Here is a 15,409-nt window from a genome sequence, read left to right as displayed (position 1 = left end):
CCTCATGGAGTGTATGGGATGACGCGCCAGTTCTGACGGCCATTGAAAGCGGTTCCGGTGTTGACGGCAGTGGGTTCGCCGCTCGAGTCGGTGGCGTACTTGCTGCCGCCGATGCTGCCAACGTCCACACCCCCGGCACTGATGCTCATCCCGCTGACGACGGTGTCGTTGTAGTTGTCAGCGCTCGAGATCGTACCGTTGCGTCGAAGGTTGAACACGGTAAAGGTCGTGCGGCCTCCGGTGGTCGGGTTAAGGCCGTAAAGCCATCCGGTGACGCCCGGGCTGCATACGTCGGTGACAGGGGTCCTCGTCGATGCAAACAATACGCTGCCGCTGAGGACCAGCGGATCGACCAGCCGCTCACCCAGAAGCGTGTTGCCCACAGCAAGGTCGAGATACCAGCCCGACTTGGCGGTCCAGTCCACCGTGTTATTACTCACGATGCGGACATCGTTACTGGTGCCCGTAAAACTGACGTTATTGGCTTGGGACGTAATCGTCTGAGCCTGAAGGCTGCCCCGCGTCAACGTCGGCGTTGACGATGCTGCAGCGCCCACCGTTTGTTTATCCCAGATGCCGTACAGAGTCTGCAGGTCGGTGCTGGCCTTATCCGCCGTCGCGAAGTAGCGACCCGTTCCGAACAACACGATCGTTCCCGCTGCGGTCGGGTGGGCCACGACCGTAGGCGGCGCGGTAATGGACTGCACGGCGGCCCCTGCTGTATCGCTCGCGGTTGCGGTGTAGAGCGGTTTGTTGCCAAACGCTACTTTGTAGTTACTCGCTGTGGCGTTTGCCGTCAGCGAACCTGCGATCAGGTCAAAGCGCCACAGATTGCCAAGCAGGTCCCCGGCATACACGTAATCTGCATAGCCGTCGGCGTTTGCATCCAGCACCACGGGAGAAGACAGCCCGTTGTTGCCGGTCACCGAGGTGGTCAACTTGCTGATCGTGGCACCTGTGGCGGCATTGAGGATGAACAGTGATGCGTTGCCGTTGTTGCCGCTGTAGCCATTGCCGACTATGACGCCCCATTCACCGGAGTGCAGCTTGGCGATGACAGGAACGGAAAAACTTGAGCCCAGATCCACGTCGTTCTGTGACGTGAACTCCCAGAGCAGGCTGATGCTGTCGGGATTGGTGACGTCCAGCGCAAAGATTTCCCGTCCTCCAGCACCCAGCGTGCCCACCAGAATCGTGTGCCAGGCGCTGCCAAAGTAAACGTCTGCGACGACCGGCGTGCTGTCGACGAAGAAACGGTGAAGGGCGGAGTTGGAGTTGTAGTCCTTGTTGGTCAACGCATTCAGGTTCGAGATCACTGCCGTGGGGATGAACGCGAATTTTTCGACGCCGGTCAGGGTGTCGAACGCATGCAGCATCCCGTCATTGGCACCGACGTAAACTTGCCCGCGTCGGGTGCTCTGGGTCGTCTGGAACGTTCCGTAGGCGCCGCTCTGTCCGTCGAGCGTATCGGCAACGGTAGCGTCATAGAGCGCTGTGTCCACCACCACTGGCGAGGAGTTGACCAGGTCACCGATGAGCGAGGCACGGCGGCGATAGGTGGAGGTCGCTTTACTAGTGTCGCCTTTCACGAAGTCCACTTGGTCAGACGTCAATGTCGTCTGCAAGTTGATGCCGGCGTAGGTACGGTTCGCCAGGTTGGCATAGGTAAACGCCTGCAGGCCGTTAGTGGTCGTCCCTGCCATCTGGATGTTGCGCGAACTCCATGTAGGCACTACCTGCGAGGCAGACCAGTTCTGTACGCTGCTGGTACTGCCGTCCGCTTTGTTGATCGTGGTGGTGGTCTTGATCAGGTCGCCGCTCCAGGTGGCGACATTGAGGCTGTTCAAATATGTCGCGGCCGCGTTGCTGGTGCCGAGCGCAGGGACCACTGCCGGTGTCGCCACCGAGTTATTGGTTTGCAGAATCTGGTTGAAGGCGGCGTCGAGCTGTTGCTTGAGCGTCGAAGCGTTGGTCACCAGGAAGTAATTGTTGGGTGTGCCCGATTTTGTCGAATCCCACTGTCCCGCCACCGGCAGGCTGCTGCTGGTGTTGGTCGGGCCGCCGAAGCCGCCCCACTTGGCCGCGTACCACAATGGATCCTGGAGGTTGGTGATGGAGGTCGTTGGCGAGGCAACGAATCTTCGCGTGTGAGTATCTCCGCGAGTCAAAGGGAGCACAGCCTGGTTTTGGTCTTTGCGTCCCGGCAGCAGGTCGGCCGTGTTGTTGCAGGTCGCGGTGGATGTCGCGCATGCACCGGGAAGTCTCGTACCGGGCGTGTCCAGCGAGTAGTGAAGGTTGCCGTTGGCCCCCCCTGTCACCTCCAGATAAATACCATCGGTGGTGGTGCCGGAAATGGTATAGCCCATGTGCGACTCGGCGCCCGATACCGAGTAGACGGTCTGCAGCGTCACATCCAGAGTGCCGAGGGCGTTGACCGCGACGGTATAGAGCACGATGGCGTCCATGTCGTAATCACAGCCCTGACCGCAGTCATCGAACACCACCCGGAAAACCGCCTGCGCCCGGCCGCCGTTGATATTGGCGTTGGTGGGCTGGCCTGTCATGTTGTACAGCGAATCGATATAAAAACCGGTGATTTGCTCGGTAATGCCGCTGCTTGCCACTTTGCCAAATGGTACCAGCGTGATTGAGCCCGTACCGACGGGCATTTGAATCCGCGGTAGTGTTGATGAGAGCGCGATGGAAAAAGTCTGGACCTTTTGGTTACCCAGTGACGTGATCGGGTTGGTATTGGCGAAATAAGCCACCGCTGCTGCGTTGAACGTGCCCTCTTTGGTAGGCTCTTCGGGCAGTCCCCTGATGTTGCCCAGACTGGACGCCACTTTTGCGGTCGGCGCCTGATCGCTAGCGCTTAATGTCTGGCCGATGTTGATGTTTTTGCTGCCACCCACATCGGTGTTCCAGATTGTCTGCCCAAGGGCGCTGACATCCAGGTTGTTCAGCGCATCGGAACTGCCCGGGGCGGCGTTGATCGTGTATTTGCTGCCAGGCAAGTCGGAGTCATAACTGGGGGTGACGTCACTGAAAAGTGTCTCGAATGGTTTGGAACAGCTCGGATAGGTCGGCGGTGTGGCGGCTGCGTTCGGTGTCGCCGAGTAAGGGTTGCTCCACGTCGTGACGCTGGTCAGGCTCAAGCCACCGCTGGTGTCAGCATTCCCGGATTTATAGTTGGCAGTAGGCGTGGTCTCGCCACTGAAGTAGCGCATGGTCTCAAACATCATTTCGCCAAGCGGATTCCCCCAGTTTGGGCAGTTCGCGTTCGGCATCGGGGTCACGTAAATATTGCACCCGGTGGTACTGAGCCTCAGCCCGTCCAAGGTGCCGATGATCGCGCCTTTTACGTAGTTGCCATATCTGTCCTGTGTGCCAAAGATGCCGGTCGAGGCATCGATTTCGGCAGAGAAGCTGCCCATCGCTTTGCGGACCACGCCGCCCTGAATGTTGTTCTGGTAGGTTCCCGTCACAAGCCCGAAATACATCTGGTTGCCTTCACCGTAGTCGTGGAGGATGCCTGTGGGTTTGTAGGTACCATTGGGATAGAGCTTGCAATTGCTTTCGATAAAGCCCGATTTACAGACCTCGACCCGCACCTGATAGCTGGTGGGCGAAACATCTACGTCGCTGAAGCTGGTGTTGGTTGCCTTGGACCCGCCCTGGGTCACTTCCCGGGATACCCAGCCAAAGATGCGGATGTTCGACACGTTGGACAGCACACGCAGCAACGGCGCGCTGCTTTGCGTGTTGTTGGCGAAGAGCGTGTAGTTGCCCGCACTGGGATTCGACAGTGGCGTGTAATCCGACAGGTCGTAACCATCGATTGTACGGCTCGAATATTCCTTGCCCCACGTGTGTGCGTCGGTCGAAATATAGGCGCGGGTAAGAATGGTCTGCGAGGTGGTGTCCACCTCGCGATAGCCGCCATAGAGCACTTTACGCAGCGCATCAGCGCGTGAGGTCGTCAGGTAGTTAAGGTAATCGCCACTCCAGCTGCCTGGACATTTCTTCAGGTTGGCAACCGTTGTTTTTGACTGCGCCGAAAAGTAACCATTGTTGTAGCTGTAGCACGTGAGTGAGTCGAAATAGCCCAGGTAAGTGATTGAAGGCTTGTAACGAATATCGATTGAGCCGTCCCCGTCCAGATCCGAGGCGTCGTTATAGGCAGGGAAAAACAATTTATGGTCGCGGCCCACCACCAGCATATTCAACGGCGGTACGGAGTTGTTCAGGAACAGCGGCAGCTGCGCGGGAACCTGGCTCACGGCAGCGTGCGCCAAGCCGAACGGCAGCAGGATTAGACAGGCCAGTGCAACGATGAAACTGCTGAGCGTGATTGGCTTATTCATGGTCGTTTACTGTCTGGCAGGCACTTAAGAGTCGGAAACGGCAAAAACCGTGCGAAGGATGACGCGTTGCGTGGTTGTGTCGCTGGAGCATCTGACGTTGGAAGCGCAGGCGGTGATTTCGTAATAGTGACGGCCGCAGTCTCTGGCCAGAAGCGCGCAGTTATTCTGCGTCTGACCGTCCAGGAACTTCAGATCGGTTACATACCATTCGATCTCGACGTTATTGCCGGTGACCGGATTGTATTGATAAGTAGTAACCAGGTTGATATTGGCAATGTTGGCGGCGTTGAATGCCGGCAAATAGTCGCCATTTGTCAGGGTCGTCGGGATACGCATGCAGGGCTTGTTCGTATTGCCGGCGATCGCAGTGCATTGCCACTGGTTGATGCTCAGTTCACCGATTCGCAGCCCCGCTTCGGCGGCGTTGGTCAGGGTCTTCTGGAGCCTGAGGTTACCGGTGATCCGGGATTCGAGCGACACCCCCCGCATGCTGGAAAGTGCAAGCAACGTGATGATCAACAGCATCATCAACGCCACCAGAAGCGTGGCGCCGGTCTGGTTGCGGTGTTGCCAGCGCGCAAGCGTATTGATCGGGGGCTTCATGGCATCTGATTCCGGATCATGACGGTCCCCTGCACAATTTGATAAATACCTTTCGTATCGTTGTAACTGGTGCCATAGCGCCCGTTCCAATCTTTCAAAGCGGGTGAAATATCGGTGGTAGAGTCGCGGATCATTGGTGTGCCCGAGCTCTGCATCAACGCGCTGTAGCGCACCGCCGCAATGGTCCCGGTCGGCGCGGAGGTGCTGAATTTGCTGACAGCTTTCGGGTCCGAGGGGTCCGATCCATATTCAAAACGCAGATCCTGAACGCCGCTCACCAGTTGCTGAGTGGTGGCGCCGCTGGTGCATGTAATGGCCTTGCTGCCGGAATCGAAGACTATTTTCTCGACAATTTTCGGGCGTACTGTGGCCAGCACCGGCTTCGCCGAATAGGGCGTGGTGATGCTGTCTCTGTCCCCAGCCGCCAAAGCGGTTCCCTGACAAGTGACGTCGAGTTTGCTGGTGGCCTGATATTGAATGCACAAGGACGATTCGGATAGTGCTACGACGGAGGTACCCTGGGGGAAATTGCAGCCATTCATGGAATTGTCAGCGGGAATCACTGCGCCGAGGCTGCTGCGGTACCCTGCCTTCAGCAGTTCCTGGCTCAGGATGGCCAAGGTAAATCGGCCGTTTTCCTGATTGCCCATCTGTGCCTGCTGGAATAGATAGGTCCGTTGGTTGCTGATGAAAATCTGAGTCACGCCGAGGATCAGAAATAGCCCGATGACCATCGCGACCATCAGCTCGATCAGTGACAGGCCTTCCTGCCGGTTAGGTAAGGCGTTCACTGTCATTTGATGCGTGTCCTCAAGCGGTAGGTGCAGGTGCCTGGCGTAGTGAGACTGGCGCCGGTCATGCAGTCCGCGGCGTTCTTGACCGTCCAGGCAACCTGAATCTCCAGATCAGCGTTCGTTGTGCTTGAGGTCGTACAGGCCGATACGTCGCCTGGCGTGGGGGTCTTGCAGATGTAGAAGCTATTGGTGTCGGCGCTTGGCAACAGGGTGCCGGCACGTAATGCCCAGCAACCGATTTGTTCAGACAGCGCTGACGGTGAGGGGGTGCAGTCCGAAGCGGGATCCGGAAACGGAGAGCCCGGCGCCTTCAGGCATGAGTTGGCGGTGGTGCAATCCGCGGGTGCGCTGCGAATGATTTCGACGAGATCGTCCACCAGCATGATCGCAGTATTGCGCTGGACAGAATCCTGAGTGTAGGGAATGGCCTTGCTTTGCAGGGCAACCATCCCAAGCACGCCCACCACAGTGATGAGCAGGCTGACCAGGACTTCGATCATGCTGAAACCCGCTGATCGACCGCGCAGAAAGCTACCGTTCATCAGCAGCCCCCAGGGCGCGTCGAGGCGGGAGGTGTGACCCGCCCGCTGGACTGCACGGAGATAAATTGCGGCGTAACGGAGGCGTCGTTGGCGTATGAAACCTGGAAGCAGGTAGTCGCAGATGACGTGCCCGTCGGCGAGAAAGCAATGCTGCCCACTGCGGTAGCAATAGTGATACCGGCCTGCAGCCCAGAGGCGCCAATCTGTCTCAGTGTTTGCTGAGTCGTTTTAACCGAGAGATCCCCAGCCCAGTTGGCGCTACTGCTTCCGGGGGCAGCAATGGTCACAACCATGCTTCGGGTCACCGCTTCGCCCCGAGCGTATTGCAGCAGGTCATACAGCTCATCGGCCCCGGCCCTCACGTTACTTCGGTGAATCAAGCCAACGAAACTCGGCACCGCAATGGCCGCGAAAATACCGACGATTACCACGGTCACGATCAACTCGATCAACGTAAACCCGCCGCTCATGCCCTTGTCAGGACATTGCCAGCTGCGACGCGGATTCGGGCGCGTTAGACCAGAGCTGAGATCCATCAAGGAAATTCCATCTTTTGCGTTGAAATATGGTGATACTACCCAGCTCCGAAGTCGCTAAGTAGTAGATGTCCGGGAATTTTCGGCGGACCGGTGGCATACAGTATTTCTTCGGCCGCTTTCGCGTCAGGTTGATTGCTATCTGACGGGCGGACTGCGGCGCATATTATCCGTGGGTGGTTGGGTTCAGCATGTCCAGGCAACACATCATTATCATCGGCGGCGGCGTCATCGGCCTCCTGACCGCCTTCAACCTCGCCTCCAAAGTCCGAAGCGTAACGCTGATCGACCGTTCCGAAGTCGGCCAGGAATCCTCATGGGCCGGCGGCGGCATCGTGTCGCCGCTCTACCCATGGCGCTATAGCCCGGCGGTAACGGCACTCTCGCACTGGTCGCAGGATTTTTATCCGCAGCTCGCCGAGCGCTTGCTGGCAATGACTGGCATAGACCCGCAAGTGCACAAAACCGGCCTGTATTGGCTGGACCTGGACGACGAAGCCGAAGCGCTCGAGTGGGCGGCGCTTATGAATCGTCCGCTGACGTCGGTGGATATTTCCGCGGTATACGATGCCGTGCCCGTCATGGGTGGCGGCTATGCACGTGCAGTGCACATGGCCGACGTCGCCAACGTGCGCAACCCGCGTCTGGTCAAATCGCTCAAAGCCGCACTGCTGGCGCTGCCAAATGTGGCAATTCGCGAGCACTGCCAGGTCATCGACTTTGTGCGCGAAGGTGATCGCGTGCTGGGCGTCACGACGGAAGAGGGCGATGTGCTCGGGGACAGCGTGGTGCTGGCGGCGGGCGCATGGAGCGGCGATCTGCTCGGCAAGCTGGGGCTGGCGCTGCCCGTCGAACCGGTTAAAGGGCAGATGATCCTCTACAAGTGCGCCGCCGACTTTCTGCCGAGCATGATCCTCGCCAAAGGCCGTTACGCCATCCCCCGGCGTGACGGACATATCCTCATCGGCAGCACGCTCGAACACGAAGGTTTTGATAAGGCACCCACTGAAAATGCTCTGGAAAGCTTGAAAGCTTCGGCGATCGAACTGATCCCGGCTCTGGCGGATGCGCACGTGGTCGGGCACTGGGCAGGGCTGCGGCCGGGATCGCCTGACGGCATTCCTTTCATCGGCCCTGTGCCGAATCATCAAGGCTTGTGGCTCAACTGCGGCCACTACCGCAACGGCCTGGTGCTGGCGCCGGCTTCGTGTCAATTACTGACGGATTTGCTGGTCGGGGAAATGCCGATTATAGATGAGGCGCCTTATGCGCCAGAGGGGAGGCTGAAACCATGAGCGGCCATCTCCGACGCCAGTAGGCCTCGAAGTGCTTCGGTACTCGTGAGTAGCGCGTCATCGATATCCATGTAGCCTTCGTATTCAGCGAGGTTTCTGCGCTCGTGGCAAAGCGCAAAGAGCCTTACCCGCACTTTATCCAGATTCAGCGTGTGTGGAAGGCACTGAAACACGAGATAGCGGCGGTCTGACCGGTATCCTTTCAGGCGCATTGCCGCCAGCGCCAGTGCGTGTGCAGCGTTATAGGCCAGATCAAAACGGCTGGCGTATGAAAGCGCGGAATTATGAGCGTCCAACAGCCTATCAAGCGCCGAGCGGACCAGTCCGATACATTCGTTCTTGTCAGCAGGCTCGGCTTTCAATCCGCCGGTACGTACCAAGTTCGCCAAAGGCTCGTTGCCCATTCCATAGGTTCTCCCTAATCGCTTCCGATGATGTCGATCTTTTCCTGCTCTGCCACTCGGGTCACAAAGCTGTTGCCGGTGGCGAGCTTCGCTTTCCAGTCCGACGGCGTGTAGAGCGTCGGGTTGATGGGTCTGCCCAGCATCTCTTCGAGCGGGATCATACGCTCCATCACTTCGCTGTAGCTGACGCCTTCACCGATCAGCATCAGATCTATGTCGCTGGATGTGTTTGCGGTCCCTTTCGCAACCGAGCCGTAAATAAACGCTCGCTGAATCTGGTCTGCGAAAGGCAACAACTCCACTCGGAGGTGATCGGCGATGCCGAATGTTTTGCGCACAAGGCCAACCAGTTCGGGGTACACCGGACTTTCAGAATTCGCCTGATAATGGATTTGGTTGCCTTGGCGGGTTGCGGTCAGCAAACCTGCTGAGTGCAATTTCTCCAGCTCACGAGTTGTGCTGCCTTTGCCGACCTGGGCCCAGCGACTGATTTCGTTGGTATAGAAACTCCGCTCCGGAGTGCCGAAGAGCAGGCCCAGCACTCGTTGCTGAGTCGTGGTGAAGAGCGCATCGCCGATGTTCATAGGGACTTATCAAGCGTACGTCGTCGAATCCATCACTCCAACCCCAACTTCTTCAACCGATAGCGCATCGACCTGAAGGTCAAATTCAAACGCTGCGCGGCCGCCGTGCGATTCCAGCGGGTTTCTTCCAGCGCTTGCAGGATGAGCTTGCGTTCGATGCTTTCCAGATAGTCTTCCAGATTATCGATGTCGGCCAGGCTCGGGCCGTCTTGCTCGGTGGGGCGTGACGGCTCGGCCAGGCGCAGGTCTGCGGTGTTGATCTGATCGTCTTCGCACAGCGTGTACGCCCGTTCGAGCATGTTTTCCAGCTCGCGCACATTGCCAGGAAAACGATAGCCCTTGAGCGCCGCCAGCGCATGGGGCGGGAGGAGGGTGGCAGGCTCGCCGGCGGATTCAGTCAGGCGACGCAGCACGCTGTTGGCGATCTCTTCGATGTCTTCGCGGCGCTCGCGCAAGGGCGGTACGCGGAGCTCGATGACGTTCAGCCGGTAGTACAAATCCTGACGGAAACGCCCGGCCGCCACTTCCTGATTGAGGTCCTTGTGGGTGGCACACAGCACGCGAACGTCAACCACTTGCTCCTGCTGGCCGCCGATGGCGCGAACGGATTTTTCCTGGATCGCGCGGAGCAGTTTCACTTGCATCGCCAGCGGCAGGTCAGCGACTTCATCGAGAAACAGCGTCCCACCATTGGCGACCTGAAACAGCCCGGGTTTGTCTTCGTGGGCGCCGGTGAAGCTGCCTTTGCGGTGCCCGAAGAATTCGCTTTCCATAAGCTCTGACGGGATTGCGCCACAGTTGACCGGCACGAACGGCTGCTCGGCGCGCGGGCCTTGCTCATGAATCAACCGGGCTACCAGTTCTTTGCCGCTGCCCGATTCGCCGCTGATGTAAATCGGCGCCTGGCTGCGGGCCAGTTTGGCGATTTGCTTGCGCAGCGCCTGCATCGGTGGCGAGCTGCCGAGCAGGCGGTTATCGATGCGGTTGTCTTCAGCAGGCGCAATACGCAGGCGCAGAGCGCTCGTCACTAGCTCACGCAATCTCGTCAGGTCGACGGGCTTGGTCAGAAAATCGAACGCGCCGGCTTTCAGGGCATGGATCGCTGTGTCGAGGCTGCCGTGGGCGGTGATCATCGCCACCGGCACCTGGTTGTGGCGCTTTTGAATGTGCTGCACCAGCTCCAGGCCATTCCCATCGGGCAGGCGCATGTCGGTCAGGCACAGGTCGAACGCTTCGCGGGCCAGCCACTCTTGGGCTTCCTTGACGTTTCGCGCGCTGCGGGTGTCTAGCTTCATTCGTCCGAGCGTGATTTCCAGCAACTCACGAATGTCCGGCTCATCGTCGACGATCAGAATTTTTTGCCGTGGGCTCATGTTCAGCTCAGCTTGAACGGATGGGCGAAGGTAATTCGCATGCAGCTTCCGCCACCTTCCCGTGGTGTGTAATTGAGGCTCGCCTGATTGCTTTCGCACAGTTCGCGCGACAGGTACAGGCCCAGGCCGGTTCCTTTGCTTTCGGTGGTGAAGAAGGGCTCGAAGATTTTCGCGAGATGCTCCTCGGCAACGCCCGGCCCGTCGTCGAGAACTTCCAGCGTCGGCAGTTCGCTGAACGGTGCTTGAAACAACCTTAGCCAAACTTGCGCGTGTTCGTGCAGCTGGCCGCTGTAGCGCAAACCGTTTTGCACCAGATTGCTCATCACTTGCTGCAACTGTTCCGCGTCCATCTGCGTACTGAGCACGCCTGCGCCGATGTCCAGATGCACGCTTTGCCCCGCCGTCAGCTCATCGCGAAGGTTGCGGACGAACGCCTCGAGCCACTGCTTGAGGTCGAGCAGATGGGGTTCGGTCTGACGTCGGCGAGACAACTGCAGAACGTTCTCGATCACCAGATTCATCCGCCGCGATTGATCGTGAATGATTTGACTGAGACGCCGGTCCGGAACGGTCAGTTCCTCGGATTCCAGCAGCAGTTGGGCGGCATGACTGATGGCGCCCAGCGGGTTGCGAATCTCGTGGGCGATACCGGCGGTCAGTCTGCCCAGCGCGGCCAGTTTGAGCTGCTGGGCTTGTTGGGAAATCTGCGACAGGTCATCGAGAAATACCAGCGTGTGGCGATGACTGCCGCGCGCCAGGGCGATGAACCCCGGACGCAGCACCGGGCCAATGGCCGAGGTGGTGATGCTGCGCGGTGCCATGGACGGGTTGGCCATCCACTGACCCAGGCGCTCGACCAACTGCGGCGAATAGGCGTCGACGATCTCGCCCAGCAAGCGTTCGTGGCCAAGCAGATTCAGCGCGCTCTGGTTGGCGAGCAGCACCTTGTGATCTTCGTCGAGCACCAAAATGCCGGTCCGCATGCGCTGCAGGATCAATGCGTTGAGCTCTTCAAGGTTGTCGACGTCAGCGGCGCGACGTTCGGCGATGTCTTCGCTGAGCTGCAGCCGGCGTGAGAGGGCCTGGACCAGCAGGGCCGCCGCAAAGCACAGGGCACCCAGCGAGCCGGCCTGCACGAAATGATTGGCGGCAGAGGGCTTGTGATAGCTGATGTAGAAGGTCAGATAAATGATGCCGATGGCTGACAGCGCGGCAATCAGCAGCCCGGTTCGCTTGCGCAGCAGCACATTGCTGATCGCCACCGACGCAATGATCAGGTTGCCAATGCCGCTCGGCGCGCCGCCCCCGGCATAGAACAGCGCCGCCAGCATCAGCGTGTCAGCCATGGCCAGGGAGAACAGTTGCCCCTGGCGGCTTGGGCGTTCGAGCAGCACCACGACGAGGATGTTGAACACCAGATACAGCCAACAGCCGATCCGGAACAGCTCGATATCGGCCAGCTCCAGCAGTTCGGCATCCAGGCTGCTGGAGATCAGCAGCACAAGCAGCACGCCGATGCTGAGACGATAGAGGTGATACAGCCGCAGGATGCGTTGTGCCTGAGGCGTGGTCAGCGAAAGGCTGTCAGCGGTCACGTGCAGCGGGACCCTGCAAACGGTGCGCTTCGGTGCAATACCATTGCTGATTCTGGCTCAGCGCGCGATCGCGAGGGACATGCACGCCACATTGCGCGCAACGCACCATGGGGGCAGCGTCGACTTCCGGCGTTGCGGGTTTCGGGCGTGGGGCAGGGCCTTTGGTCAGGCGTTTGAAAAACCAGATGGCCGCCACGATCAGGGCGATCCACATAATCAAGCGAATCATGTCTGTCAGCTTATGAAGTGAAGAGCGCGCAGTGTAGCCAAGCGGGTGTCGGGCGCACAGTCATCTCCATCGCCGGATGCTGTCGGAAAACGGTCAGGCATGAAAAAAGGCCCCGAAGGGCCTTTTTCAGCTGACGCTTGGCAGGGACTGAATCAGTCGAACAGGCCAAAGGTCATGTAGCTGAAGATCGAGCGGCTTTTCGGCGTGCCGTCGTCGTCATTGTTTTTCTTCTCTTCGTCAGCCGACTGGTTCTCAGGCAACAGGTCGGCAGGGATGGCTTCCTTGGCGTCCTGGTACTGCTTGATCACGTCCTGGTTGGCGCGGGTTTGTCCTGGCGGCAACGGCGGACGGCTTTCGATCAGGCCCAACGTCGCCTTGGACAGCCACGAGCGGTTGTCGGCTTCTGCCGTGCGCGCTTCGAACTTGCCGTCGACCAGTTGCGGGTGATCAGGGTAGTTGGTTTTCAGGACTTGCAGGCTGGTGTCAGCCAGGTCGTCCAGGTGCAGGCGCTGATAGGCCTCGACCATGACCGCCAGGCCGTCACCGACCGATGGGGTTTCCTGGAAGTTCTCAACCACGTAACGACCGCGGTTGGCGGCTGCGACGTAGGCCTGACGGGTCAGGTAGTAGTCGGCAACGTGGATCTCGTAGGCCGCCAGCAGGTTGCGCAGGTAAATCATGCGCTGCTTGGCGTCTGGGGCGTAGCGGCTGTTCGGGTAACGGCTGGTCAGCTGAGCGAACTCGTTGTACGAATCGCGAGCGGCGCCCGGGTCACGCTTGGTCTGATCCAGCGGCAGGAAGCGGGCGATGATGCCGACGTCCTGGTCGAACGAGGTCAGGCCCTTGAGGTAATAGGCGTAGTCAACGTTCGGGTGTTGCGGGTGCAGACGAATGAAACGCTCGGCCGCCGACTTGGCAGCTTCGGGCTCGCCATTCTTGTAGTTGGCGTAGATCAGCTCGAGTTGCGCCTGGTCAGCGTAGCGACCGAACGGATAACGCGACTCCAGCGCCTTGAGCTTCTCGGTGGCGCTGTTATAGCTGTTGTTGTCCAGATCGGCCTGCGCCTGCTGGTACAGCTCGACTTCACTGAGGTTTTCGTCGATGACTTCTTTCTTCGAAGAACAGGCAACAGTAAGTCCGAGGATGGCTATCAGCAGCAGGTGTTTCACTTGCATGGCGGCTTGCGTCCCTATAACGGCCTGCTGTCTTGCGCAGGACCGTCCTGTTATGATGGGCGCCCCGTGGAACCCCCGGGACAAAAGACGCCGTATTTAACCACAAGCGCACAGCCGAAACCAAAGGCCAGTGCCACCTCCTAGTTTGAGCATGTCTGAGATCATAGAACTCCGCGCAGAGGTGCCGTCCGAATTGGGCGGTCAACGCCTCGACCAAGTCGCCGCCCAACTATTCGCAGAGCACTCGCGCTCGCGCCTTTCCGCCTGGATCAAAGACGGTCGCCTGACTGTGGACGGAGGCGCGTTGCGCCCGCGTGACATCGTGCATGGCGGCGCCGTTCTACTCCTCAAAGCCGAGCAGGAAGCCCAGGGCGAGTGGATCGCGCAGGACATCGAGCTCGACATCGTCTACGAAGACGACCAGATCCTGGTGATCAACAAGCCGTCCGGTCTGGTTGTGCATCCGGCAGCGGGTCACGCCGACGGCACCCTGCTCAATGCCTTGCTGCACCATGTGCCGGACATCATCAATGTCCCGCGTGCCGGCATCGTGCACCGCCTGGACAAGGACACCACCGGCCTGATGGTGGTCGCCAAGACCATTCAGGCGCAGACGCAGTTGGTCACCCAACTTCAGAATCGCAGCGTCAGCCGCATTTATGAGTGCATCGTCATCGGCGTGGTGACCTCGGGCGGCAAGATCAACGCACCGATCGGTCGTCATGGTCAGCAGCGTCAGCGCATGGCGGTCATGGAAGGCGGCAAGCCTGCCGTCAGTCATTACCGGGTTCTGGAGCGTTTCCGTTCGCACACCCACGTGCGGGTCAAGCTGGAAACCGGGCGTACCCACCAGATCCGTGTGCACATGGCCCACATCAACTTCCCGCTGGTCGGCGACCCTGCCTACGGCGGTCGTTTCCGGATCCCGCCTGCGGCCAGTGTCACCATGGTCGAATCGCTGAAACATTTCCCGCGTCAGGCGCTGCATGCGCGTTTCCTTGAACTGGATCATCCGACGACCGGTAAGCGCATGAGCTGGGAATCGCCGCTGCCAGACGACTTTGTGTGGTTGCTGACGCTGCTCAAGCAAGACCGCGAAGCGTTCATCGGATGACTGAGAGCGTGACGGACTGGCTGATTCCCGACTGGCCTGCGCCGGCGGGTGTCAATGCGTGCGTCACGACGCGATCGGGCGGAGTCAGTGCGCCGCCGTTCGACAGCTTCAATCTGGGTGATCACGTTAACGACGATCCAGCGGCCGTTGCGCACAACCGTTCCGCACTCACCTCGCGCCTGAATATCCAGCCTGCATGGTTGAAGCAGGTTCATGGCGTCAACGTGGTCGAGGCCGCGCCGGCAGAAGTGCTTGAGGCTGATGCCAGTTGGAGCAAAACCCCGGGCGTGGCCTGCACCATCATGATGGCCGATTGCTTGCCGGCACTGTTCTGCAATAAAGCGGGCACTCAGGTTGCAGCCGCCCATGCGGGCTGGCGCGGTCTTGCGGCGGGCGTGCTTGAGGCGACGGTGGACAGTTTTGCCGATGCGCCCTCCGACATCCTGGTCTGGCTTGGCCCTGCCATCGGGCCGCAGGCATTCGAAGTGGGTCCCGAGGTGCGCGAGGCCTTCATGGCGACGCACCCCGAGACGGCCGATGCGTTCGTGCCGAGCGCCAACGCAGGCAAGTTCATGGCCGATATCTACCAGTTGGCTCGCCTGCGTCTGGCCGCCCACGGCGTGACAGCGGTGTATGGCGGCGGCCTCTCAACCTACAACGATGAGCGATTCTTCTCCTATCGCCGTGGTGCACGCACCGGACGGTTCGCTTCGCTTGTCTGGCTCGAAGCCCGGTAGCCTCCGCCGCGCTCCCGCACTAATTCCTTCTGAATTTCTTCCTTCAAGCTAATGTTGATCCATG

At 59.5% G+C, this 15,409-nt stretch carries 14 protein-coding genes; 3 read left to right on the top strand and 11 right to left on the bottom strand.

Annotation, left to right across the window (positions count from 1 at the left end; all coding sequences use genetic code 11):
• Nucleotides 1-2: 2 nt before the first annotated feature.
• The 5 genes from ACYASU_RS04085 to ACYASU_RS04065 are packed head-to-tail and all read right to left on the bottom strand — an operon-like array spanning nucleotide 3 to nucleotide 6,839.
• The gene (locus tag ACYASU_RS04085; RefSeq protein WP_463582023.1) at nucleotides 3-4,364 is read right to left on the bottom strand and encodes a pilus assembly protein; all 4,362 of its coding nucleotides are present in this window, start codon (nucleotides 4,362-4,364) and stop codon (nucleotides 3-5) included.
• A gap of 24 nt (nucleotides 4,365-4,388) precedes the next feature.
• On the bottom strand, nucleotides 4,389-4,967 hold the full coding sequence (locus tag ACYASU_RS04080) for a pilus assembly PilX family protein (protein ID WP_192173387.1): 579 nt from the start codon (nucleotides 4,965-4,967) through the stop codon (nucleotides 4,389-4,391).
• Nucleotides 4,964-5,764, bottom strand: coding sequence for a PilW family protein (locus ACYASU_RS04075; RefSeq protein ID WP_463582022.1), 801 nt, complete (start codon nucleotides 5,762-5,764; stop codon nucleotides 4,964-4,966). The genes ACYASU_RS04080 and ACYASU_RS04075 overlap by 4 nt, the downstream gene beginning before the upstream one ends.
• Entirely contained in the window at nucleotides 5,761-6,303 is a 543-nt protein-coding gene (pilV, locus tag ACYASU_RS04070) for a type IV pilus modification protein PilV (RefSeq protein ID WP_463582021.1), read from the bottom strand. The genes ACYASU_RS04075 and pilV overlap by 4 nt, the downstream gene beginning before the upstream one ends.
• On the bottom strand, nucleotides 6,303-6,839 hold the full coding sequence (locus tag ACYASU_RS04065) for a GspH/FimT family pseudopilin (RefSeq protein ID WP_463582020.1): 537 nt from the start codon (nucleotides 6,837-6,839) through the stop codon (nucleotides 6,303-6,305). The genes pilV and ACYASU_RS04065 overlap by 1 nt, the downstream gene beginning before the upstream one ends.
• 191 nt (nucleotides 6,840-7,030) lie before the next feature.
• Here ACYASU_RS04065 and thiO point away from each other — a divergent pair, with 191 nt between their 5' ends.
• Nucleotides 7,031-8,134 carry a glycine oxidase ThiO gene (gene thiO, locus ACYASU_RS04060; RefSeq protein WP_463582019.1) on the top strand — a complete coding sequence of 368 codons (1,104 nt, stop codon included), beginning with the start codon at nucleotides 7,031-7,033 and terminating at the stop codon, nucleotides 8,132-8,134.
• Here the strand turns inward: thiO and ACYASU_RS04055 are convergent.
• The 6 genes from ACYASU_RS04055 to ACYASU_RS04030 all read right to left on the bottom strand — a co-directional run bounded on the left by ACYASU_RS04055 (nucleotide 8,104) and on the right by ACYASU_RS04030 (nucleotide 13,494).
• Entirely contained in the window at nucleotides 8,104-8,538 is a 435-nt protein-coding gene (locus tag ACYASU_RS04055; RefSeq protein WP_463582018.1) for a hypothetical protein, read from the bottom strand. The two genes, thiO and ACYASU_RS04055, sit on opposite strands and share 31 nt — an antisense overlap.
• A 14-nt stretch (nucleotides 8,539-8,552) precedes the next feature.
• The gene (locus ACYASU_RS04050) at nucleotides 8,553-9,122 is read right to left on the bottom strand and encodes a nucleotidyltransferase domain-containing protein (protein ID WP_346629263.1); all 570 of its coding nucleotides are present in this window, start codon (nucleotides 9,120-9,122) and stop codon (nucleotides 8,553-8,555) included.
• 32 nt (nucleotides 9,123-9,154) lie between these two features.
• A complete protein-coding gene (locus ACYASU_RS04045; protein ID WP_192173380.1) occupies nucleotides 9,155-10,495 on the bottom strand; it encodes a sigma-54-dependent transcriptional regulator in 1,341 nt (446 codons plus the stop codon).
• A 2-nt stretch (nucleotides 10,496-10,497) separates the two neighbouring features.
• Nucleotides 10,498-12,090: a sensor histidine kinase gene (locus ACYASU_RS04040; RefSeq protein WP_463582017.1), complete on the bottom strand. Its 1,593-nt coding sequence runs from the start codon at nucleotides 12,088-12,090 to the stop codon at nucleotides 10,498-10,500.
• A complete protein-coding gene (locus ACYASU_RS04035) occupies nucleotides 12,080-12,319 on the bottom strand; it encodes a PP0621 family protein (RefSeq protein WP_346626756.1) in 240 nt (79 codons plus the stop codon). Before ACYASU_RS04035 ends, ACYASU_RS04040 begins: the two co-directional genes overlap by 11 nt.
• A 152-nt stretch (nucleotides 12,320-12,471) precedes the next feature.
• Complete coding sequence (locus ACYASU_RS04030) at nucleotides 12,472-13,494, bottom strand: outer membrane protein assembly factor BamD (protein ID WP_192173378.1); 1,023 nt, start codon at nucleotides 13,492-13,494, stop codon at nucleotides 12,472-12,474.
• Nucleotides 13,495-13,645: 151 nt separating this feature from the next.
• On the opposite strand from ACYASU_RS04030, the gene rluD reads away from it, so the two are divergent.
• Nucleotides 13,646-14,608, top strand: coding sequence for a 23S rRNA pseudouridine(1911/1915/1917) synthase RluD (gene rluD, locus ACYASU_RS04025; RefSeq protein WP_065987655.1), 963 nt, complete (start codon nucleotides 13,646-13,648; stop codon nucleotides 14,606-14,608).
• 8 nt (nucleotides 14,609-14,616) lie between these two features.
• The gene (gene pgeF, locus ACYASU_RS04020) at nucleotides 14,617-15,345 is read left to right on the top strand and encodes a peptidoglycan editing factor PgeF (RefSeq protein ID WP_463582016.1); all 729 of its coding nucleotides are present in this window, start codon (nucleotides 14,617-14,619) and stop codon (nucleotides 15,343-15,345) included.
• The last annotated feature ends 64 nt before the right edge of the window (nucleotides 15,346-15,409 follow it).

This window comes from Pseudomonas sp. HP_12, from assembly GCF_055283955.1.
This window is presented reverse-complemented; position numbering and strand designations above follow the sequence as displayed.

Bases quoted from the DNA above. Each gene is read 5' to 3' on its own strand.
- ACYASU_RS04085 (WP_463582023.1), bottom strand. From the start codon at position 4,364: ATGAATAAGCCAATCACGCTCAGCAGTTTCATCGTTGCACTGGCCTGT.
- ACYASU_RS04080 (WP_192173387.1), bottom strand. From the start codon at position 4,967: ATGAAGCCCCCGATCAATACGCTTGCGCGCTGGCAACACCGCAACCAG.
- ACYASU_RS04075 (WP_463582022.1), bottom strand. From the start codon at position 5,764: ATGACAGTGAACGCCTTACCTAACCGGCAGGAAGGCCTGTCACTGATC.
- pilV (WP_463582021.1), bottom strand. From the start codon at position 6,303: ATGAACGGTAGCTTTCTGCGCGGTCGATCAGCGGGTTTCAGCATGATC.
- ACYASU_RS04065 (WP_463582020.1), bottom strand. From the start codon at position 6,839: ATGGATCTCAGCTCTGGTCTAACGCGCCCGAATCCGCGTCGCAGCTGG.
- thiO (WP_463582019.1), top strand. From the start codon at position 7,031: ATGTCCAGGCAACACATCATTATCATCGGCGGCGGCGTCATCGGCCTC.
- ACYASU_RS04055 (WP_463582018.1), bottom strand. From the start codon at position 8,538: ATGGGCAACGAGCCTTTGGCGAACTTGGTACGTACCGGCGGATTGAAA.
- ACYASU_RS04050 (WP_346629263.1), bottom strand. From the start codon at position 9,122: ATGAACATCGGCGATGCGCTCTTCACCACGACTCAGCAACGAGTGCTG.
- ACYASU_RS04045 (WP_192173380.1), bottom strand. From the start codon at position 10,495: ATGAGCCCACGGCAAAAAATTCTGATCGTCGACGATGAGCCGGACATT.
- ACYASU_RS04035 (WP_346626756.1), bottom strand. From the start codon at position 12,319: ATGATTCGCTTGATTATGTGGATCGCCCTGATCGTGGCGGCCATCTGG.
- ACYASU_RS04030 (WP_192173378.1), bottom strand. From the start codon at position 13,494: ATGCAAGTGAAACACCTGCTGCTGATAGCCATCCTCGGACTTACTGTT.
- rluD (WP_065987655.1), top strand. From the start codon at position 13,646: ATGTCTGAGATCATAGAACTCCGCGCAGAGGTGCCGTCCGAATTGGGC.